This window comes from Shouchella miscanthi (assembly GCF_007725405.1).
GTDB lineage: Bacteria > Bacillota > Bacilli > Bacillales > Bacillaceae_D > Shouchella > Shouchella hunanensis.
Genome location: NZ_CP042163.1, coordinates 3029336 through 3049095 on the forward strand (window position 1 = coordinate 3029336; position 19760 = coordinate 3049095).

Annotated in this window: 21 protein-coding genes and 1 tRNA gene; 2 read left to right on the forward strand and 20 right to left on the reverse strand. The window is 39.2% G+C overall.

The window, feature by feature from the left end; translation table 11 throughout:
- Positions 1 to 9: 9 nt before the first annotated feature.
- The 5 genes from FPV17_RS15365 to FPV17_RS15385 all read right to left on the reverse strand — a co-directional run bounded on the left by FPV17_RS15365 (position 10) and on the right by FPV17_RS15385 (position 4682).
- Positions 10 to 984, reverse strand: a complete 975-nt coding sequence (locus FPV17_RS15365; protein WP_144559399.1) for a siderophore ABC transporter substrate-binding protein — start codon at positions 982 to 984, stop codon at positions 10 to 12.
- Positions 985 to 1085: 101 nt separating this feature from the next.
- Positions 1086 to 1901 carry an iron ABC transporter ATP-binding protein gene (locus tag FPV17_RS15370; RefSeq protein WP_144559400.1) on the reverse strand — a complete coding sequence of 272 codons (816 nt, stop codon included), beginning with the start codon at positions 1899 to 1901 and terminating at the stop codon, positions 1086 to 1088.
- Positions 1898 to 2851, reverse strand: a complete 954-nt coding sequence (locus FPV17_RS15375; protein ID WP_035393827.1) for an iron chelate uptake ABC transporter family permease subunit — start codon at positions 2849 to 2851, stop codon at positions 1898 to 1900. The genes FPV17_RS15370 and FPV17_RS15375 overlap by 4 nt, the downstream gene beginning before the upstream one ends.
- A complete protein-coding gene (locus FPV17_RS15380) occupies positions 2841 to 3794 on the reverse strand; it encodes an ABC transporter permease (protein WP_144560504.1) in 954 nt (317 codons plus the stop codon). Before FPV17_RS15380 ends, FPV17_RS15375 begins: the two co-directional genes overlap by 11 nt.
- Positions 3795 to 4043: 249 nt before the next feature.
- Complete coding sequence (locus tag FPV17_RS15385; RefSeq protein ID WP_052007645.1) at positions 4044 to 4682, reverse strand: phosphatase PAP2 family protein; 639 nt, start codon at positions 4680 to 4682, stop codon at positions 4044 to 4046.
- A gap of 134 nt (positions 4683 to 4816) precedes the next feature.
- Between FPV17_RS15385 and FPV17_RS15390 the strand changes: the two genes are divergently transcribed.
- Positions 4817 to 4960: a Fur-regulated basic protein FbpA gene (locus tag FPV17_RS15390; RefSeq protein WP_144559401.1), complete on the forward strand. Its 144-nt coding sequence runs from the start codon at positions 4817 to 4819 to the stop codon at positions 4958 to 4960.
- 8 nt (positions 4961 to 4968) lie between these two features.
- Here the strand turns inward: FPV17_RS15390 and FPV17_RS15395 are convergent, their stop codons facing one another.
- The 4 genes from FPV17_RS15395 to cyoE all read right to left on the reverse strand — a co-directional run bounded on the left by FPV17_RS15395 (position 4969) and on the right by cyoE (position 7628).
- Positions 4969 to 5463: a small multi-drug export protein gene (locus FPV17_RS15395; protein ID WP_035393824.1), complete on the reverse strand. Its 495-nt coding sequence runs from the start codon at positions 5461 to 5463 to the stop codon at positions 4969 to 4971.
- A 220-nt stretch (positions 5464 to 5683) separates the two neighbouring features.
- Positions 5684 to 6055, reverse strand: coding sequence for a DUF1516 family protein (locus FPV17_RS15400; RefSeq protein WP_144559402.1), 372 nt, complete (start codon positions 6053 to 6055; stop codon positions 5684 to 5686).
- A 69-nt stretch (positions 6056 to 6124) separates the two neighbouring features.
- The gene (locus FPV17_RS15405) at positions 6125 to 6619 is read right to left on the reverse strand and encodes a CcdC family protein (RefSeq protein WP_144559403.1); all 495 of its coding nucleotides are present in this window, start codon (positions 6617 to 6619) and stop codon (positions 6125 to 6127) included.
- Between the two features lie 82 nt (positions 6620 to 6701).
- The gene (cyoE, locus tag FPV17_RS15410) at positions 6702 to 7628 is read right to left on the reverse strand and encodes a heme o synthase (protein WP_246117043.1); all 927 of its coding nucleotides are present in this window, start codon (positions 7626 to 7628) and stop codon (positions 6702 to 6704) included.
- 309 nt (positions 7629 to 7937) lie between these two features.
- On the opposite strand from cyoE, the gene FPV17_RS15415 reads away from it, so the two are divergent.
- The gene (locus FPV17_RS15415) at positions 7938 to 8870 is read left to right on the forward strand and encodes a manganese-dependent inorganic pyrophosphatase (protein ID WP_035397556.1); all 933 of its coding nucleotides are present in this window, start codon (positions 7938 to 7940) and stop codon (positions 8868 to 8870) included.
- A 24-nt stretch (positions 8871 to 8894) separates the two neighbouring features.
- On the opposite strand, the gene FPV17_RS15420 is transcribed toward FPV17_RS15415, so the two are convergent.
- The 11 genes from FPV17_RS15420 to FPV17_RS15465 form a co-directional block, all read right to left on the reverse strand.
- A complete protein-coding gene (locus FPV17_RS15420; protein WP_246117212.1) occupies positions 8895 to 10070 on the reverse strand; it encodes a Ger(x)C family spore germination protein in 1176 nt (391 codons plus the stop codon).
- Between the two features lie 5 nt (positions 10071 to 10075).
- Positions 10076 to 11533: a spore germination protein gene (locus tag FPV17_RS15425; protein ID WP_144559405.1), complete on the reverse strand. Its 1458-nt coding sequence runs from the start codon at positions 11531 to 11533 to the stop codon at positions 10076 to 10078.
- Positions 11520 to 12623, reverse strand: a complete 1104-nt coding sequence (locus tag FPV17_RS15430; RefSeq protein ID WP_035397563.1) for an endospore germination permease — start codon at positions 12621 to 12623, stop codon at positions 11520 to 11522. The genes FPV17_RS15425 and FPV17_RS15430 overlap by 14 nt, the downstream gene beginning before the upstream one ends.
- 107 nt (positions 12624 to 12730) lie before the next feature.
- Complete coding sequence (locus FPV17_RS15435; protein WP_035397566.1) at positions 12731 to 14098, reverse strand: GntP family permease; 1368 nt, start codon at positions 14096 to 14098, stop codon at positions 12731 to 12733.
- A gap of 87 nt (positions 14099 to 14185) precedes the next feature.
- Positions 14186 to 15184 (reverse strand): 4-hydroxythreonine-4-phosphate dehydrogenase PdxA, encoded by a 999-nt coding sequence (pdxA, locus tag FPV17_RS15440; protein ID WP_144560505.1) that lies wholly within the window; start codon positions 15182 to 15184, stop codon positions 14186 to 14188.
- The gene (locus tag FPV17_RS15445) at positions 15184 to 16482 is read right to left on the reverse strand and encodes a four-carbon acid sugar kinase family protein (RefSeq protein WP_144559406.1); all 1299 of its coding nucleotides are present in this window, start codon (positions 16480 to 16482) and stop codon (positions 15184 to 15186) included. Before FPV17_RS15445 ends, pdxA begins: the two co-directional genes overlap by 1 nt.
- 20 nt (positions 16483 to 16502) lie before the next feature.
- Positions 16503 to 17270 carry a DeoR/GlpR family DNA-binding transcription regulator gene (locus FPV17_RS15450; protein ID WP_246117044.1) on the reverse strand — a complete coding sequence of 256 codons (768 nt, stop codon included), beginning with the start codon at positions 17268 to 17270 and terminating at the stop codon, positions 16503 to 16505.
- Between the two features lie 205 nt (positions 17271 to 17475).
- Positions 17476 to 17548 (reverse strand) — tRNA-Ala (locus FPV17_RS15455).
- 112 nt (positions 17549 to 17660) lie between these two features.
- Positions 17661 to 17822, reverse strand: coding sequence for a hypothetical protein (locus FPV17_RS22020; RefSeq protein ID WP_158332046.1), 162 nt, complete (start codon positions 17820 to 17822; stop codon positions 17661 to 17663).
- 61 nt (positions 17823 to 17883) lie between these two features.
- Positions 17884 to 18300: a YugN-like family protein gene (locus FPV17_RS15460; protein ID WP_035397575.1), complete on the reverse strand. Its 417-nt coding sequence runs from the start codon at positions 18298 to 18300 to the stop codon at positions 17884 to 17886.
- 98 nt (positions 18301 to 18398) lie between these two features.
- Complete coding sequence (locus FPV17_RS15465; protein ID WP_144559407.1) at positions 18399 to 19745, reverse strand: glucose-6-phosphate isomerase; 1347 nt, start codon at positions 19743 to 19745, stop codon at positions 18399 to 18401.
- Between the last annotated feature and the right edge of the window lie 15 nt (positions 19746 to 19760).

A 19760-nucleotide genomic window follows, 5' to 3' on the forward strand; every position in this document is an offset into this window, starting at 1 on the left:
TTAGGATTCTCATTGTTCGTACGCTTCATTGATTTCGTCAACAATTAGTTTGACTGATTCTAGACCACTACCACTTAAATACCACACTTCACTATTTAACTGATAAATATTGTCGTCTTGATACGCGTTTGTACGCTGAACTTCTTCATTTCCTAATACTTGATCAGCTGTTGCGGAATTTCCAATTGACGCACCCCGGTCAATAGCGAAGATGTAATCAGGATTTGTTTTGGAGAAGTATTCGTTTGAGACATTGCTTCCATGACCTTCAGCTGGAATATCTTCGTCTGCTGCAGGAATATTCATCACGTCATGAATAATTCCAAAGCGTGAGCCGATTCCATATGCACTTGCAGAGCCCTCATCGATTGAGACGATTAATGCATTAGCTTCACTGTCTGCTGCTCGACCTTGAACTTCTTCAATGACGCTGTTAATCTCGGCTAATTGGCTATCTACTTCTTCAGAAGCATCAAAGATTTCGCCGAGAACATTCATGTTACTTTCAAATGTCTCCATGAAATTTTGATTATCTACTTGTAAAAAGACAGTTGGCGCAATTTCGCTTAACTCTTCGTAATTGTCCGATGCACGTCCTGAAATAAAGATAACGTCAGGATCCATCTCGTAAATCTTTTCAAAGTCTGGCTCAAATAAAGAGCCAATGTTCTCGACATCACCACTTTCTAATTCTTGCAAATATTCAGGAACATTACTCCCCATTGGAATACCAGAAATGTCTCCGCCAATTGCTCTGATAGAATCTGTCACACCGTGGTCGAACGAAATGACTTTTTCTGGATTAACCGGAACCTCTACCATATCGCCATTCATTGTCTCTACTTCAACAGTTTGTTGCTCTTCTGTTTCGTTTCCTTCACCTGAAGAAGCGTTATTTGTGTTCTCTTCGCTATCTCCATTCCCACATGCTGCTAAAAATAGTGCTGCTCCTGCTGTAACAAACCACTTACTTGATGTATTCATTTATATAATCCTCCTAAGATATGTTGGTTTATCCTTATCATCGTATCGTAATATGTACTAAATACGTTCGGTCCACTCACCTCCTTCAATTACTAAAGCTTTTAATTAAAGTACACGCAAATTTTATTGCAGTTCACTTCTTGTATGGCAATTTCCATATCGTAAATATTGCGCAGTGAATCTGAATTGATGATGTCGTGACAATGACCTTCCTCAACAATCTCACCATTTTTCATGGCAACAATATTATCTGAGTAACAAGAGGCAAAATTAATGTCATGAACGACAATAAGAATGGTCTTGTTTCGCTCGTCAACTAAGCGCCGTAGTGTTTTCATAATTGAAACAGAGTGCTTCATGTCTAAATTGTTTAAAGGCTCATCAAGAATAATGTACTCCGTATCTTGTGCCAGAACCATTGCAACATATGCTCGCTGACGCTGTCCACCGCTTAATTGGTCTAAATATTTATCTTGAATATCTCGCAGCGACATAAAATCAATCGCATCTTCAACATATGCCCAGTCTTCTTTTGTTAACCGGTTTTGTGAATATGGAAATCGGCCAAAGCTCACTAATTCACGGATCGTCAATCGAATGTTAATGTGATTGGCTTGTTTTAAAATCGAAATCTTTTTTGCAAGATCTTTGCTTTTATAAGATTCTATTTCTTTACCATCAATTAAGACTTCACCACTGTCTTTTTTAGCAATACGGCTAATGAGTGAAATCAAGGTACTTTTACCAGCACCATTTGGTCCGATAAAGGAAGTAATGGTGCCTTTTTTTACGTCAACGCTGACGTTATCTAGCACTTTTTTTCCGTCATAATATTTACTTACTCCGTTTACTTGTATAGCCACTGGTAACGTTTTCCGATCAATCCGTATTTCGCGATCAATTAATGCTGTTGTCATGTCGTTTTCGTCCCCCTTAATAATAAGTAAATGAAGTAAATACCACCGACGAAGTTAATGAATACACTAAGTGGTGCAGAATAAGAAAATACTCGTTCAACTAATAACGTTCCTCCTACTAAAGCGATGATGCTGACGAGTGCACTTACTGCTGCCATATGAGTATGCCTAAAAGTCGGCAACATCTCTCTAGCCACGTTAACGACCAGTAACCCTAAGAACAAAATCGGGCCAACAAGCGCCGTAGATATAGCTACAAAAATCGCAATCATAATTAAAAATTTCCGGATCGCTTTATCATAAGGAACACCTAAATTAATCGCTTGGTCTCTCCCTAATGAAATAGCATCCAAATATTTCAAATATGGCCATATGTATAGAATCGTACACGCAATTAGTAGCGCGGATATCCACAACAGGTCTACGTGAATGTTGCTAAAACTCGCAAACATACGGTTTTGAATCGTCAAAAAATCGTTCGGATCAATGATTACTTGCATAAACGTTGATAGACTAGAAAATAACGTTCCGAACACAATACCTACTAGTAACAAAAAGTAAAGATTTTGCTGTTCACGTCTAAAAAGCATAACGTAAAGTAAGAGTGCAAATAATACCATAAAAACAATGGATAACCCGTAATTCACGTAGCGACTCACCGCCACAATGCCTGCCGTTCCAAATACAAACACTAGAATGGTTTGTATGAGCACATAGAGAGAATCAAGTCCAATAATGCTCGGTGTTAAGATCCGATTGTTCGTAATAGTTTGGAAGACTAATGTCGAAAAAGCAATCACTGCGCCTACGATTATAATAGCGAGCACACTTTTTGCTCGTCTTGGAAGGGCATAGCCCCATACACCAGGTGAAATCCCTGAAAATAAATAGAGTAAAATCAACACAATTGCTCCAGCACCGAAACCAATATAAATCCATTTAGCTCGCATATTTTGGCCTCCTTAAGAGCAAATAAAGGAAAATTCCGCTCCCAATGACGCCAACCATTAAACCAATTGGTATTTCGTATGGATAAATAAGGATTCGACCTAAAATATCACATGCTAGAAGAAAAATGGCTCCAAATAACGCCGTATGCGGTAAACTATTTTTTAGATTGTCTCCACACATGATGGATACAATATTCGGTATAATCAATCCTAAAAAGGGAACAGACCCAATCGTAACAACAACAGTAGCTGTTACCATCGCAACAATTAATAATCCGATATTCATAATTCGGTTATAATTCATTCCCAAGTTTGTTGCGAAATCTTTCCCTAAACCGGCAACCGTGAAGCGATTTGCAAATAGGAACGCAATAAACATTAATGGAATTCCTATGTAAAGCAACTCAAAATTACCCCGAATGACTAGAGCAAAATTTCCTTGCATCCAAGATGAGAGGGTTTGAATTAAGTCGTTTTGATACGCGATGAACGTCGTAATAGAATTCACAACACTTCCAAGCATTAAGCCTACCAATGGCACAAAAATCACATTCTTAAAACGAATTCGTTCTAAAATTTTCATGAATAACAGCGTGCCACCTAACGCAAAGATAAATGCAACAAGCATACGCTCCATTGTGCTTGCCTGCGTAAATACAAGCATCGCTACTAAAATACCTAAGCGAGCCCAATCCATGGTTCCTGCAGTTGTAGGCGAAACAAATTTGTTCTGCGTTAGTTGCTGCATAATCAATCCACAGACACTTAAGCTAACGCCAACAATGAGAATGCTCAAAAGTCTTGGTATTCGGTTTATTAATATAGTTTGGACTTCATCATCAGTTAAACGGAAAAGATCAAGTGGTGAAATGTCGTGTGCACCAATAAAAAGTGAACTAATCGATAACACAATGAGAATCGGCAAGAGAATCTTTATTTTCATGCTGTTCTTTACATGATTAAACCATGCAAGTGCCTCCCTCTCGTTAATAGTGATACTCATTATCAATTACATTCTCATTCTACCATTTCATACGGAAGAGTCAAGAGTAAATGAGAAAGAATATCATTATTAATTAGAAAGGCAGCTACATGTGCATACAAAAAAACATAGCTCACATGAAGCTATGTCTTTTAAAGCCATATTCTTTTTTCTTTTTTAAAAGCTTATGAAACCTTGAGTAAACTACTGTCATCTATTCAAATTCCTGCCATTACGTTGATAGTAAAACCAATAAAAGAACGATAGGATGGCGCCGCTGAGAAAGAGACCACCCATTACGTCTGTCGGAAAATGCACCCCTAAGTATACTCTTGATATACCCATTAATACAATCATGCCAATTGAGAAACTACTAATGGCAAAACGAATAGATCGACGGTCGGTTCTTTTCCAGATGAGAAAAGCTACTACGCTATAAAATGATGCAGCTCCCATTGTATGTCCGCTGGGAAAGCTAAAAGTCGAAAGTTCAACAATCATAAATTCTTCTGGTCTAACCCGAGCAAAGCTGTATTTCGCAGCAGTATTTAAAACACCTGTTGTAAGTAATACCGCTGCCGAAAAATAGACATCGTTAAGTGGAGAACGTCTGACTAATAGAAAGATTATGAGCACAATCCCTAAAATGGCGACTATCTTCGTTGAGCCAACAAACGCTAAGCCATCCATTAGCATAAGGAAACCATCGGTACGAGTTTGTTCAAACCACGATAGAATGCCTCGATCAAAAGCTGTTACAATGGTGGTTCGGTAAGTCAAGAAAACCACGAAAAAAGCCATAACAAATATCATACTTACGCGCAACGGCGCTTTTTGAATACGGTTCATACTACTCTCCTCTTAAAACCATTATGTTCCCTACACAACATAAGCGGTTCAGACGTAAAGATCTTTTGAAATCATTTCCATAATCGCGTTTAGTTTCCACAGATAGTGGAATAAATAAACTGGGAGTGATCAACATGATAGAAAAGCAACTTAACCAAACCGATCAATTAATTGACGAACTGATACAACAAGGCATCTATAAAATAAATGATCGACACTTATTCGAGTTAAGTGAAGAAGAAATAAAAGGGATTTACTCCATATGGGTGAAGGAGTAGTGAGTGATTTACACTACTCTTCCTCCAGCTTGGGGTCCAAAGAATGGTTCAAACCAGTGACTTGCATAAACAGAAACAATACCAAACACAATTGCCCAAATCACAACCCCTACTACTGTCCAAAAGATAGCCAGACCTTTTGGTACACCTAACGCTACAGCCGTAGCAGCCGATAAATGGCTACTTAATAAAAAAGATCCTAAAATACCAACTCCAGGCATACCATACTTCTCTAAGTATTTCTGCGTTTTCTCTTTCCGTTTATTCGGTTTTTCTTCTCCTTTTTCTTTTGCTCGCTTCACCATGCGTGAACGAATTTTGTCACCTAACAGAACAATGGCAACCACACCTAAGCTATTACCGATAATGGAAATAATGACTACTGGGACAACAGGCTCTCCCATCAAAATGACACCTACTGGTACTGCAATCATGTATTCCACTAATGGAATAAACGAGCCAATGAATAAAACGAGCATTAGGGATAAATCGACTTCAGCCATATTCTTATTCTCCTTTTTACGTCTCTTTAACTAGAATCAACAAACGAAAAAAGCGCAAGAGCAGCGTCTTCTTTTTAAGCTCCATCACAGCTAAACGATTCGCTTCGTCATAACTGAATGGGACCATTGACTAAGCAACTAGAATAGAATGATGAATAGTAGCTTTATCAAAAAAAGAAGGACGTCCGACTCAAAGCGCTTCATGATCTCACGTCATTAATTAGAAATTAATGACGCCAAATCCCATTAACACAACAACTAGTGCTAACACGAGAACAATAAACAGCGAACCAAGACTATTTTCGTTCCGCTTTGCCTTCCCAGCCGCCATTTCCATAAACCCAATCACTAATACAGCTAAGAGACCTTTTACAACATAGAAGAGATTAAAGTTAAGCGCAACCAACATAGCTATACCAGATACAAGCATAAAGAGATAGAATAGTCTTGTAATCATATGTAAGATTGTAGCTGCTTTCAATTTTCTACTTCTATATAAAACAAAGGCAACGATAAAAAGAACAATTAGAAATGCCCAAGAACCTTCGTGTGTTGCTCTGAAAATACTGTAGTATTCAGTAAAAAAGTCCATTTTTGTTCACCCTCCTTTCCATTATTTCTCTGTCATTAGTATACCGTCTCTGTTTGCAAAATGCGAATGTTACGAAGTCGTGTACTGATTCAAATTTTGTTTAAGTTTAGCGTAACGTCTTAGCATCGCAATTCTCCATGGTAAGAGCATGGAGAAGGCCAAAATGAAAAACATACCTGACAGCTCGGCAGGATCAATGTTCTGCCCGATAACCAATCGAAAAACAATTCGAACAAGTAGCAGAATAACCAGAATATAAGCAAATGCCTTCGATCGCTTTAAATATATATCTCCGTCACGAATTTCGAATTTAGACGTGTAAATCAAAATGAGGGAGAACAAAAATCCAACAACCATTGCTTCAATAACGTAAAACAATGGAGGTCTAGTTGGTTCATATAGAAACATGAGTGCGCCCGTAGACATTGCTATAGGTGGAATAATAATTCGTCTTGCTGATGTCGGTCTCTTTGCAGCTTTCATTCGAATGATGAAAGCCGCCCCTCCCATAAAAGCCGCAATGAGAACAGGGATAACAATTAAAATCCAGTTTGTTTCTTCCATAAATAATCACCCTAACATAGGCATTCATTTGATATGTACTGAATAAAAGGTGCCTTGCGATTATACAAGGCACCTCTTTTTATTAAAACAATGGAGCTAGCATAGAGAAGCCGATGATGACGGCAAATAAAAGAACCAAATGATTTAATGAGAAAACGAACATAAACGTTGCCCATTTCTTTGGTTCCATTCGCTTATGCCCAACGATACTTACAATGAGCCAAGCTAATGCTAGAAGAAATGCAACAACGGTAATTACCCAACTTACTGACACAAATAAAAAACTTGCAGCTATAAGAGCAACTAAATAAACGTTTGTTTGCAAGTACGTACGTTTAAACCCTTTTACAACCGGCAACATCGGTACATTAGCCGCTTTATACTCATCATGTCTACGTATCGCAATCGCATAAAAATGCGGCATTTGCCAGATCACCATGACAACAAAAAGCCCTAAAATAGCTGGGTGAAATAAATCCGGAGAAATGGCAGCCCAACCAATTAATGGCGGAACGGCTCCACCAATGCTCCCAATTTCCGTATTGTATATCGTCCGTCTCTTTGACCACATTGTATAAGGAACAACATACAAAAACAGACCTAAGAAGCCAAACAAAGCAGCGAGTGGCGTCGCTAACAGCAACAAGAGAATACCAACTAGCGATAATGAAATTCCTAGAAGAAGCGCATTTAATGGCTGCATTCTACCTGTAACGGTCGGTCTATTTTTCGTTCGATCCATAATGGCGTCAATATCTCTGTCATACAAGTTATTAAAAGCTCCTGCAGCTCCTATAACCAGTGCTGAACCAATGACGGCAAATAGTATTTCCGTAAAGCGCTCATTGAGTGTTGTCCCACTTATATAAAGCGCTAGACTTAGACCAGCAATCATTGCTAATAAGTTTGATTTTATAATCCCCGTCTTTAATGTTTCTGATAATACTTGTGAGAATGCCTGCTTAGGCGCAGCAAGAGAGGCTTTCTTTTCTATTTTTATTGACCGCAATCCTCTCTTCCCCCCCATCTGTTAGTATGATTCGTTAAAAGAATACCTTCATTTTATCATAAACCTTGAACATAGAAAGAAGCTGACAAAACTGTCGTTTGCTTGTCAAGAAGTTATGGCTAATTCTTGAACAACCCTTGTCCTTTTTACATCTCTTCTATTATACGCTTTTTAAATAGTAATGCAAAGCAAATCACGAACAAATATGAATTTTTGTCAGTAAACGTAGAAGGATGTCTTAACCTACCCTATTTGAACATGATATGATAGGGTAGATTATAACTTATGGATAAAAGGAGTCATTAACCAATGTCAAACCTGTTAATTTTCGGTCACAAGAATCCAGACACAGACACCATTTGTTCTGCTATTGCATATGCAGACCTTAAATCCCAATTAGGCTTTCAAGTAGAAGCTGTTCGCTTAGGGGATGTAAGTGGTGAGACGGCCTATGCACTTGAAACGTTTCAAGTAGAAGCACCGCGTTTCATTGAATCTGCTTCTAATGAGACTAAAGAAGTCATTTTAGTCGATCATAACGAGCGCCAACAAAGTGTTGATGACATTGATGCCGTTCATGTTCGTGAAGTAATAGACCATCACCGCATCGCTAATTTTGAAACAGCAGACCCTGTTTATTATCGTGCAGAACCTGTTGGTTGCACAGCAACAATTATTTACAAAATCTATCAAGAAAAAGGGTTGTCCATTCCGAAACATATAGCTGGACTGATGCTTTCTGCTATCATTTCTGACTCCCTTCTTTTTAAATCGCCAACGTGCACTGATGAAGACGTAGCAGTTGCAAAAGAACTAGAGCGTATTGCTGAAATTGATGCTGCATCGTATGGCTTAAATATGTTAAAAGCAGGAGCGGATGTTTCTACCAAAACATCAAAGGAACTGTTGACAATTGATGCAAAAGAGTTCTCAATGAATGATTATTCAGTAGAAATTGCACAAGTGAATACCGTTGACATTCAAGATATTTTAACAAGAAAACAAGAGCTTGAGACGGAAATAAGCAGCACGATTAAAGCAAAAAACTTGGATCTCTATGTATTAATTATTACAGACATCTTAGAAAACAATTCCACAGCTTTAGTCATTGGAGAGAAAACGGCTGTTTTTGAAGAAGCCTTTAACACTTCCTTAACTCAACATATAGCGTCACTCCCTGGCGTTGTATCACGAAAAAAACAGGTTGTACCTCCGTTAACTGAAAGCTTTTTAAATAAATAAGAGTAGGCGAATGCCTACTCTTATTTATTGTTGTTCTGATTTCGGAACACGGTCACGGTAGAATTCATATTCTCCAGTATGCTCAATGACAGCTCTAACGGTAATGTTTCGGAGTGACGCCTCCGTTAATTCAAACGTCTGCTTCATCTGATTATAGCTTCTCACGTCACTTCGATAGAATTGATTTTCTAAGCTATATACATCCTTCTCATTATTCAGTCCAAGTAAATAGGTGTCTCTTACCTGTTTTTCAATCATCTTTTCCATCAATTGAAGAATCTCTTTTATTGTTCTTGATGCGCCTAGGGTTTCATCTGGTGGAAAATCTAAAAGCGAAGCATGTACATCTATATGAACATCAAAAAAGACTTCTCCATTAATCACTTCTGAATGAATACGATTTTTAGGACGAATAATATTCAATGCAGCAATGGTTTTACCGTCTTCTTCAATTTGAAGTGGGCTATTTTCAGTCTGGTTATTTAGCCAGCGCAAGCCCGCAAGCTGAAGATCGGTAAACAACTTTGGCTCACTATCGCCTTTTAATAAAATCGCTCCATCAGACGACATGGCATCCTTTTTCTTGTTATTATTGTCCTTTAATTCCTTTTTATTTATCCCTACCCTCGGTAACACAACAATGCGCCCTTTCTCCGCATAGTTTCGCATTAGCTGGTGCAACGTAATGGGTTCAATGAACGCTCGCTCTTTATAGACCGTATCTGGGTTAAACAGCTCAGTATGAACAATATCGCCATACATATTCGTCAATAGCAAGATTTCCTCTAGGCTCTCAGCTGTTCCAAAAACCCAAGGTGTTGTTCGGACTTGATGAAAGCGATACAATCCTTCATTAATCTCAATAATTGGTTCATGTTCTAGTGCTTTCATGCTGTAAACCAATACATTTACATGTCCCCAATGAAGCATTTGATTTGATTTGGAACTGAAGTTTTCGAGCGCCATCAGGATTGTTTCCCCCCGTGCTTCTGCTACCCATGCGCCTGAATCTACCTCACTCATTCCTTCTTGACTCACTGACAAATGGCTAAAATCAATGGATTGTGCATAAATGATATACTCATCTTCTTCTGAATCATAATCTATCCCTAGAGCTGTTACATACTGGATATCTTGAAGATCGAATGAATCCCAGCAACCACTTAAACCAATTGCTGCTAATGTTAAGACAATCATCATTCTTTTCACCGAAATTTCCTCCTTGTAGAGTCAACCGCTTTTAGATTGGCCGGCCTACGTTTCCGCCACTTCCACGGCTTTACAAAGACTCCGGAAATAAAATCTCTTTTGTTGAAAGGCGATAACGGCGATAAATACGGTAAACCAAATGACTCTAAACTTGCTAAGTAAACAATGATTGAAATCACAGCAATACAAAAACCAAACATACCTAAGAAGGCTGACAACATCAAAACATAAATCCGAATGAGTGATACGGTTCCTGACAATACTTGGCTCGTTATTGCAAACGTAGATACTACGGTTAATCCTACAACCACCAACATTGTAGGTGATGTCAATCCTGCTCGAATGGCAGCATCTCCAATTATAAGACCACCAACGACAGCTAATGTTTGACCAACAGATTTTGGTAACGTGGTCCCAGCTTCCCTAAATAATTCAAATAAAGCAATCATGAGAAAAATTTCCAAAACAGAAGATAAAGGTAAGCCTAATCGAGAGACATAAATTGTAGCTAAAAAAGGGAGAGGGAGTTGATCAACATGAAATGTATTTAATGCAATCCACAGTCCCGGAAGAAAAAGCGCAAGTAGTAATCCAGTCATTCGTAAAAGCCGCTGAAAACCAACAGAAATGAATGAGTTATGTAAATCCTCGGCTGTCTTCAATAAAAACATTAAATTAACAGGTGCAATAATTCCACCTGGAGAACCATCGATCAATATAGCCACGCGCCCATTGTCCAAACAGGAAGAAATAAAGTCTGGTCGACTTGAATAGACCGTTAACGGAAAAAACGTAAATTTTGTGTTCGTTAATCGTTCCTCTACTTCAGCTAAACTTAAAACAGCATCAGTATCAATTGCTTCAATTTGTTTTCTTACTTCATTTAGTATCTCATCACGCACAATATCTTTCATATAAAGAAGGGATAGTTGCACTTGTCCCCTTTTACCAACTATATAGGATTCGTTAACGAGGGAACTAGTACGAAGTCGCTTACGAACAAGTGCAATGTTCTCTTCAACATCTTCGGTAAAACCATCTCGTGGGCCTCGAAAAGAAATTTCTGTGTTTGATTCCTCTGGTTTTCTTTTTGGAAATTGGGGTAATTCAATTTCAATAAACTGTTTATCCTGCTGATCATAAAAAAGAATATAACCTGAAAAAATTCGTTGTATGACGTCTTCTTCATTCGCATCTGCAGCAACCTTTTTCGCTTGGAGATGATGAATGGCTGAAGCATGTTGAAAAAAATCAGTGTCCGCTTGCTCAAACACCCTATACATAAGAGGAATTGTTTCAGTGTTCAATGCCTTAACATCCACAATAGAATGACAGTAAATCACCTCAACCTCATAGGGAGGCTGCTCACGAAATACAATTCGTTCTACAACAATATCGTCATTAATCGCTAGCTTTTGTTTAATTGAATCAAAGGAAAGTTTAGAAGGATACATGATCTTGGTTCCTCCTTTTTTTAGGTTTTTTCACCTTTTTAAAACTTACTAACCAGAGCCAGATCAGGACAATAACTGCAAACAAAAGTGAAAATGGCATATAAAAACGGCTCAAGTAAACGGAAAAAACAGGTTCATCTAAAGGGATGAAAATGGTCAGCCATAGTAAAACACATAGTGTCGCAATCGTTATGAATCGAGCTTTAGGCGATTCCTTCCCTAACAAATCGGCAGCAATATACAAGGCAACTGCTTGTCTTGTAAAAGCACCGGCTAGCCATTGAAAAATTGAAAAAAAGTCTAGCCTCGTTAAATATTTTCCAAGCTCTAAAATTCTCCACTGTGAAAAAGCAGGATACTTCATTCGCTGCGCTTCTTCAATTCCAAAAATCGTAATTGCCCCTACAAGTGGGCCTAACGCAAGACCAAATAATAAGAAAGCAACGATATATAAGTGCGATTTTTTTAATTTTGTGCGCGCACGATGTTGAACGAAAAGAAGAAAAATTAGTTCGGCAAAACCACACGCTGCGAGGAACGCACTTAAAAACGTTTCAGTATAGCCATTTTCAAACAGTGGGACTAAGAGCGAATAATCCTTTTCTTTTAGATTCCCTATCCCTACTAAAAAACCGAATGAAACAACGATTGGTAGTAAAATTCCTGCAGTAAACGCTATCGTTCGAATCCCACAATAAGCAGCAACTCCGCAAAGCAATAAATAGGGGAGGGCTAAAACAGGATTCGGTGTTAAAAGTAAGTATGTACTGGTTGTCCAACTGATGGTTGAATACAAAGTTGTATAACTAAACACGGTTAAATAGAGGAACAGTAAGAAACCAAAAAGAAATGCGCTCACTTTTGTTGAACGAGCACTAACGAAATCCATAATATGTTCTTGCTTTGTTTTTTTGCTTATAAAGACGATAATGGGTATCCAAAAAATTAAGAATAATATGGAAACCAATACACCTACCCACGAATCTTTTTCACCAAACTGTAAAAGAATTGGCATCATGATAACGTGATTCATTAATCCACTTGAGAGCAATATTAACGGAAACAGTTGAAACATCGTAACAGATCGCAATTCTTTCACCTCATTTTAGTGGACTGTACCGTTATCATTCCAGAGTTGAATGAATTTATTCAACTACAAAAAAGCTCGCATTCATAAAAGAATGCGAGCTTTTCCTTCTAAAAGAAGAAATCAGCAATGATAAGCATGATTAGTGAAACAAACCAAGCAATTGTTGTTGGAACCGACCAAACAAGAATTTGTTCTTTTGCTTGTTTTATGCCAATTGTCCGGTTCACAACCCAGAAAAGACTATCATTAAAATAAGAGAAAAACAGTGAGCCTAGCGCAGCTGCTTGAGCTGCCAATATCATGTTTACATCCATCCCTGCTAGAATAGGGGCTGTTATCGATGCAGCTGTAATCATCGCAACAGTTCCGCTACCTTGAATAAAGCGGACTAGTGTAGCAACAACAAATGGTAATAAAATCGCCGGAATTCCTGTATTTACGACAATTTCTGCAATATGGTCGCCAACACCCGTTGAACGAAGGACGAAGCCTAATGCACCACCTGCACCAGTAACAAGTAACACAATACCTGCTTGCTTAATCCCTTCCTCCATTCGATCGAGTGCTTCTGAACGCTGAACGTGTCCAAATAGTCCATAAATCGCTAGTAATACACCAATTCCTACTGCAATGACAGGTGATCCAAAGAACTGTACATATTCAACCCACATACCACTTACGTCCATAGCGGCAGTCGTCGTGTTTAAAAAGATTAAGAAAACCGGTACAAAAATGGGTAAAGCTGATCGTAACAATGACGGTAAATCTTTATTCTCTTTTTCTTCAATCCAATCTTCAATTGTCACTTCCTTTTCAGGACGAATCCAATCCATTCCATCTTCACTTGGAATTTGGTAAATTCGCTTTCCTAACCATTTCGCATAGAGTACCATCGCAATAACGATCGGAATGGCGAACAGCATACCTGTAATAATCATCCAACCAATATCAATATCAAAGATTCCAGCTACGCCTAATGGACCGGGTGTCGGGGGAACCGCACTGTGGATAACAACCGCACCACCAGCTAATGCAACAGCCAGCGTTACGATAGAGCGCCCTGTTTTCTTTGATAACGCTTTCGCAAGTGGACTTAAAATGATGAATGCCGAGTCAACAAAAATTGGGATAGACACAATATAGCCAGTGAGAGCCATCGCCCACTCTTCTTTTCGTCTTCCTAGCCACTTTACGACGGTGTAAGCTAACCGTTCAGCTGCTCCTGAAACTTCTAAAATACGTCCCATCATAACACCGAAACCGATGACAATCGCGATGGAGCCTAACGTATTTCCAAAACCTTGTGTGATGGCGTCTACAACGGCAGTTGGTGTCATACCGCCAACTAATCCAGTGATCGATGCCGCAATAATTAGTGCTAAAAACACGTGAACCTTTGTTTTCACAACCAAAAAGATTAAAACGATAATTGCAATGACAAGACCTAGTATCATTTGTGTACCAGATACGTCCATTTTTCTGTCCTCCAATACGCGTAAGCGCTTTAATTGTTACTAATTTGTGTGAAGGGCTCGTTACAGCCCTTCACGATAACTCTTCTTTTATTTCCCTACAAAATGTGGCGCGTATTTTGCAGCTAATTTAATGGATTCTTCCATAGAGACAGAGCTTGCAATACCTTGCCCAGCAATATCAAAAGCGGTTCCATGATCAACGGATGTTCTAAGGAACGGTAGACCGTTTGTGATGGAAATAGTACGGTGGAAGTCTGTCATTTTTGCTGCAATATGCCCTTGATCATGATAAAGAGAAAGAACTGCATCATAACGTCCATTTAAGGCTTGGAAGAATACAGAGTCAGCCGGTACCGGACCAACGGCATCAATCCCGCTCTCTTTCGCAAGCTCAATGCCAGGTTTAATCTCATCCATTTCTTCCGTACCAAAAAGTCCATTTTCTCCGCTATGTGGGTTCAATCCCGCTACAGCAAACTTACGATTTTCTACGCCCAACTGTTGCAGCGCAGCGTCGCAACGAACAAGATAATCATGTACGCGCTCTTTTGTCATTTGTCCAATGGCATCTTTTAAAGATAAATGACGAGTTAAGAAAAAGATTCGCATGTTGCGCACTTCGAACATCGTTAAAGGATCATCAATGTCGGCAATACCGGCTAACATTTCAGTATGACCAATGTAAGGAACCTTTGCTGCTTTTAAAGATTCTTTATTTATAGGTGCTGTTGCCATTGCTTGAGCTTCATTGGATTGACACAGTTCAGCTGCGTGCTTAATGTATTGAAAAGCGGCCTCACCATTCGCTGCATTTACTTGACCGAACTCATATTCTGGTAAATCAGGAAAATCAATGATATCGACAGTCCCAAACTCACCCTTTGCTTCTCTTGGCTTTTCAATCTTATTTAATGTGAAATTAACTTCTTTTACTGAAAATAAGTTTTCTAATACTCTTGCATTCCCTATAACAACTGGTGTGCATAAATCATAAATCTCTTTTTTATTTAAAGAACCTAGAGTAATTTCTGGTCCAATTCCTGCTGGGTCTCCCATTGTAATGGCAATAACTGGTTTCATTCTCATCATCCTCCTATTTTTGTTGACGCTTGATCAATAAACTTTACACATTCATAAATGGCTTTCTTATCGCCAATTAATCCACCTTTTGTCACAACAGGTAATCCGTCGAAATAGCCCCCATCAAAGGTGCCATATGCTGCTAACGGCATCACTTCATCCTTTAATGCAATGCCATTTGCCCGTCCTAAAGCACAAACCGAAGCGGTTACATCTCCGCCACTTGTAAAACAGCCTGCGTATGACATTTGCTCTTGTGTAAGCAGTTTTCGACTAATCGTCGCTAACCCATCGGTAATACGCTTGGCAAGGGCATCTGCACTTTTTCCTTCTACAAGTGCCTTTTCTTTTAAAGGAACAAGCTTCTGCCCGCTTTTATGAGTTGTTACAATCAGAATTCGGTCTACCTTCGATTGCTCTAGCGCCGCATGTGTTGCACGTTCTACTTCTTCATCCCATGTCTCGGTGTAACTCGCAAGCTTTTCTGGATCAACATAAACAGGGGTTGATCCTGTTTTGTCGATTAAATAAGACAACTGCTCCCCAGTTAAACTTGTTGCGCTCCCTACAGAAACAAGAATCGTGCCATTTTGCTGTTCTTTTTGAACCATTGCCCGCGCGTAATTCGCCGTTAATGGTCCCGGATCTGCACAAAGAATGGTTCTTTTCAATAACGTTAATGCGTTAGCCACTTTCTCAACCTGCTCGGTCGTCATCGCATCAACAACCATCACTCGTTTACCTTTGTTTATTTCCTGTTGTAAGCTGTTGCAAATGTCTGATTCCGCTTTCATTACTGTACTCAAGGGCACAAAACCAACTTGATGAATCGTTTGTTCCGCAAGTAAATCTGGTATAAAGGATTCAGTAATCGGAGCAATTGGATCTTTTGACACATAGGTTTCTTGCAATGGCACACCATCTAATAAAAGATACCCACCTGCCATTGTTCTTCCTGATTCCGGAAATGACGGCATCACGACGCTGATGGCGTCTTCTGGCATTAATGCGAGCATTTCATCAATCTCGATGCCAATGTTTCCACGGAATGTACTATCAATTCGCTTCGTGAAAATATCTGCTCCCCATGCTAACAACTCATTCATTGCCCGACTGACACGTTGTTTTGCAATTGGTTGATCAATATAACGACTATCCGTATCCATTACCACGGCATCGAAATAACTATTAGCTGGTAAGCTTGCACTATGAACAATCGTCGTCGCTTGAAAGCCTTGCTTTACTAGCTTGACACCGGATGCATTAGCGCCAGTTAAATCGTCTGCGATTACGCCAACCTTCATGTCGCTCGAACCCCTTTCTTCTACTCTACTAAGTCAACTTGAATAACATTTTCATGATAGTGCTCAAGTCCATTCAACGATTGATCTTTATTTGTAATAATGCCTTCTACTTTATTAAGTTCACTCACATGTGCAAATGACTTCTGTTCAAACTTACTTGAATCACAAAGCAACCACGTCTCTCGTGCCGCTTCAATCATTAATTGCTTCATTCTCGCTTTTTCTAGCGTCGGTGCCATAACGCCTAACGCTGCGTGTACCGCGTGAGCACCAAGTAAAAACAAATCAACGTGGATGGATTCAATTAGCGCTTGCGCTTGACTACCGTAAAGAGCGCCAACATCTGCTTGTACTTCACCGCCGGTCACAATGCACGTTACGGAAGAGTGTACGAGTTCAGCCGCAATCTTAATGTCATTTGTCACCACCGTTAAATCAGCTCGGTCTTTAATTAATCGCGCTACTTCAAGTGTCGTCGTACCTGAATCCAAGAGAATGGTTGAATTTGGTGCAATTAGCGCAATTGCTCTTTGTGCTATTTTTCTTTTTGCTTGCAGTTGTTCTACTTCTTTTCTGGCATAAGGTGTTTCTCGAATTAACGCTTTTTGTGGTACTGCTCCACCAGGTGTACGAATGACTTGATTTTCAGCCTCTAACTGGCTTAAATCTCTCCGAATCGTCATTTGTGACACTTGAAGCTGCTCTGCAAGCTCGTCTATTTCTACTTTTCCTTGTTCATCTACAAATTGTTTTATAAATGCTTTTCTTTCTTTCGCTTTCATGTTCATTTATAACACCTTTCATTGTTAATTTAAAACATATTTCGACATATGTCAACATAATTATGTTTATTTTTATCAATAACATGTGATTTATTTTCACAAAAGACGTTAGAATGTTTATTTTTATCAATTTAAGTATAGCAGAGAACAGAAAGAATATCATAGGTGCATAAAAAAAGTACTTTCTTTAAAGAAAGTACTTTTTTTAACATGGAGCCTAGGGGGCTCGAACCCCTGACCTCTTCGCTGCCAGCGAAGCGCTCTCCCAGCTGAGCTAAGGCCCCTCATTCATATAAAATTACAGTATGTATTGTCTGCATTCAATTGCACTCTCATAATATAGCATATGCGTCACTCAGACGACAAGACGTTTCATTCACTTTTTCTACAAAAAGATTACCCTAACAATACCCCAATTCCGTACCATAATACACCTGCCACTACGCCGACAAATCCTGCTTGAATGATGACTTCTCCTGTTAATTTCTTTGTTTTAACAACATCCAAAATCAGCCAACCAAAAAAAACAGCCAATGCAAGGACGATAGCATCTACCATAGCGATCCCTCCAACTTCTGTTTTTACTTTAGCAAGAAGCTAGAGGGACTGCAACTAATAACTAGATATGAAAGGTCTGTTCGACTTCTTCAAGTAGATTTTTTGCGGTGCTTACGTACTTTTCGTCCACTTCTCCATCTTTATCAATGGGACGTTGAAATTGATTTATGAGTCCGTCTACTGCTGGAGGAACATAGCCACCAATGCCTTCATCTGTATTACCATCTTGATAAACATGATTTAACAAATAGGGTTTTCCTAATTTAAAGACCGCGCCACTTGAGCCCACTTCCCCTTCTACGGCAGTAAATGGTAACCGTAAAAACGTATATCCTCCCTCTTCGGAGAGCTTGTAATCGTAATAGCCATGATCATAATCCCAATTTCCACCTAGATCGTAGCCAAGCGGCGTTAACAGCGATTCTAATTCTTTTGCCTTTACGACTTTTCCTTCTATTTTTGATGAAAGCTCGATCATTCTTACCGCCCCTAACATTTTTATTTATTAGTGTGTGAGGCTTCTTGGAACTTATACATAAAAAAAGTACGGATGACAATTCATCCGTACTTCGCCTTCTAGAGACGTTTTTCGAGCTCTTCTTTTTCTTTTTCAAAACCTGGCTTACCAAGTAGTGCAAACATATTTTTCTTATATGCTTCCACGCCTGGTTGATCAAATGGGTTTACTCCCATTAAATAGCCACTTACCGCGACTGCTTTTTCAAAGAAGTACACGAGATAACCAAACGTATATTCATCAAGTTTTGGTATGGATACGATTAAATTTGGTACTCCACCATCTGTATGAGCGAGCATTGTGCCTTTAAACGCTTGCTTGTTCACAAAATCCATCGTTTCACCAGCAAGATAGTTTAAGCCATCCAAGTCTTGATCTGCTTTTTCAATCTCAATATGCTTGTCCACTTGCTCCACATGAAGGACCGTTTCAAACAAGTCTCTACGTCCATCTTGTACGTATTGACCCATTGAATGAAGATCTGTCGAGAAGTCTACTGATGCAGGATAAATCCCTTTTTGATCTTTGCCTTCACTTTCGCCGAATAATTGCTTCCACCATTCGGAAACAAAGTGTAGCTGTGGCTCGTAATTCACCATTAGTTCAATGGTTTTTCCTTTATTGTAAAGAACATTACGAACAGCTGCGTATTGATACGCTTCATTTTCTTCTAATGTCGGTGAGGCATATGCATTTCTAGCTTCTTGAGCACCTTTCATCATTTGCTCAATATCAAGACCAGACACGGCAATAGGCAATAAGCCAACTGCTGTTAAAACAGAGAAGCGTCCGCCAACATCATCAGGAATAACAAATGACTCGTAGCCTTCTTCGTTTGCCAGTGTCTTAAGCGCACCTTTTTCTTTATCCGTTGTTGCATAGATACGCGTGCGCGCTTCTTCTTTTCCGTATTTCTTTTCTAAGAAGTCTCGGAAGATGCGAAAGGCAATGGCTGGCTCCGTCGTTGTTCCTGACTTAGAAATAACATTAACGGAAACATCCTTGCCTTCAAGAAGGTCGAATAAGTCACGAATATAGGTGGAACTAATATTTTGACCAACAAAAATGACTTGTGGTGCATTTCGTTGTTCATTTGATAAAACATTAAAAAACGAATGGTTTAATGCTTCAATTGCCGCTCGTGCACCTAAGTAAGAACCGCCGATTCCTGCAACAATGAGCACATCTGAATCTTGACGAATTTTCTTTGCTGCTAACTGTATACGTGCAAATTCCTCTTTATCATAATCGACCGGTAAGTCAATCCATCCCAAAAAGTCATTCCCTGCTCCCGTTTTTTCGTGAAGGGCTTGATGTGCAGTTGTCACTTGGTCTTGCAATTGCTTCATCTCATGCTCTCCGAAAAAGGAAAGTGCCTTACTGTAATCAAATTGAATATGTGCCATAAAAAAGAGCCTCCT

Excerpts from the sequence above, each read along its gene's own strand:
- FPV17_RS15365 (WP_144559399.1), bottom strand. The coding sequence starts at position 984 with ATGAATACATCAAGTAAGTGGTTTGTTACAGCAGGAGCAGCACTATTT.
- FPV17_RS15370 (WP_144559400.1), bottom strand. The coding sequence starts at position 1,901 with ATGACAACAGCATTAATTGATCGCGAAATACGGATTGATCGGAAAACG.
- FPV17_RS15375 (WP_035393827.1), bottom strand. The coding sequence starts at position 2,851 with ATGCGAGCTAAATGGATTTATATTGGTTTCGGTGCTGGAGCAATTGTG.
- FPV17_RS15380 (WP_144560504.1), bottom strand. The coding sequence starts at position 3,794 with ATGAAAATAAAGATTCTCTTGCCGATTCTCATTGTGTTATCGATTAGT.
- FPV17_RS15385 (WP_052007645.1), bottom strand. The coding sequence starts at position 4,682 with ATGAACCGTATTCAAAAAGCGCCGTTGCGCGTAAGTATGATATTTGTT.
- FPV17_RS15390 (WP_144559401.1), top strand. The coding sequence starts at position 4,817 with ATGATAGAAAAGCAACTTAACCAAACCGATCAATTAATTGACGAACTG.
- FPV17_RS15395 (WP_035393824.1), bottom strand. The coding sequence starts at position 5,463 with ATGGCTGAAGTCGATTTATCCCTAATGCTCGTTTTATTCATTGGCTCG.
- FPV17_RS15400 (WP_144559402.1), bottom strand. The coding sequence starts at position 6,055 with ATGGACTTTTTTACTGAATACTACAGTATTTTCAGAGCAACACACGAA.
- FPV17_RS15405 (WP_144559403.1), bottom strand. The coding sequence starts at position 6,619 with ATGGAAGAAACAAACTGGATTTTAATTGTTATCCCTGTTCTCATTGCG.
- FPV17_RS15415 (WP_035397556.1), top strand. The coding sequence starts at position 7,938 with ATGTCAAACCTGTTAATTTTCGGTCACAAGAATCCAGACACAGACACC.
- FPV17_RS15420 (WP_246117212.1), bottom strand. The coding sequence starts at position 10,070 with ATGATGATTGTCTTAACATTAGCAGCAATTGGTTTAAGTGGTTGCTGG.
- FPV17_RS15425 (WP_144559405.1), bottom strand. The coding sequence starts at position 11,533 with ATGTATCCTTCTAAACTTTCCTTTGATTCAATTAAACAAAAGCTAGCG.
- FPV17_RS15435 (WP_035397566.1), bottom strand. The coding sequence starts at position 14,098 with ATGGACGTATCTGGTACACAAATGATACTAGGTCTTGTCATTGCAATT.
- pdxA (WP_144560505.1), bottom strand. The coding sequence starts at position 15,184 with ATGAGAATGAAACCAGTTATTGCCATTACAATGGGAGACCCAGCAGGA.
- FPV17_RS15445 (WP_144559406.1), bottom strand. The coding sequence starts at position 16,482 with ATGAAGGTTGGCGTAATCGCAGACGATTTAACTGGCGCTAATGCATCC.
- FPV17_RS15450 (WP_246117044.1), bottom strand. The coding sequence starts at position 17,270 with ATGAACATGAAAGCGAAAGAAAGAAAAGCATTTATAAAACAATTTGTA.
- FPV17_RS22020 (WP_158332046.1), bottom strand. The coding sequence starts at position 17,822 with ATGGTAGATGCTATCGTCCTTGCATTGGCTGTTTTTTTTGGTTGGCTG.
- FPV17_RS15460 (WP_035397575.1), bottom strand. The coding sequence starts at position 18,300 with ATGATCGAGCTTTCATCAAAAATAGAAGGAAAAGTCGTAAAGGCAAAA.
- FPV17_RS15465 (WP_144559407.1), bottom strand. The coding sequence starts at position 19,745 with ATGGCACATATTCAATTTGATTACAGTAAGGCACTTTCCTTTTTCGGA.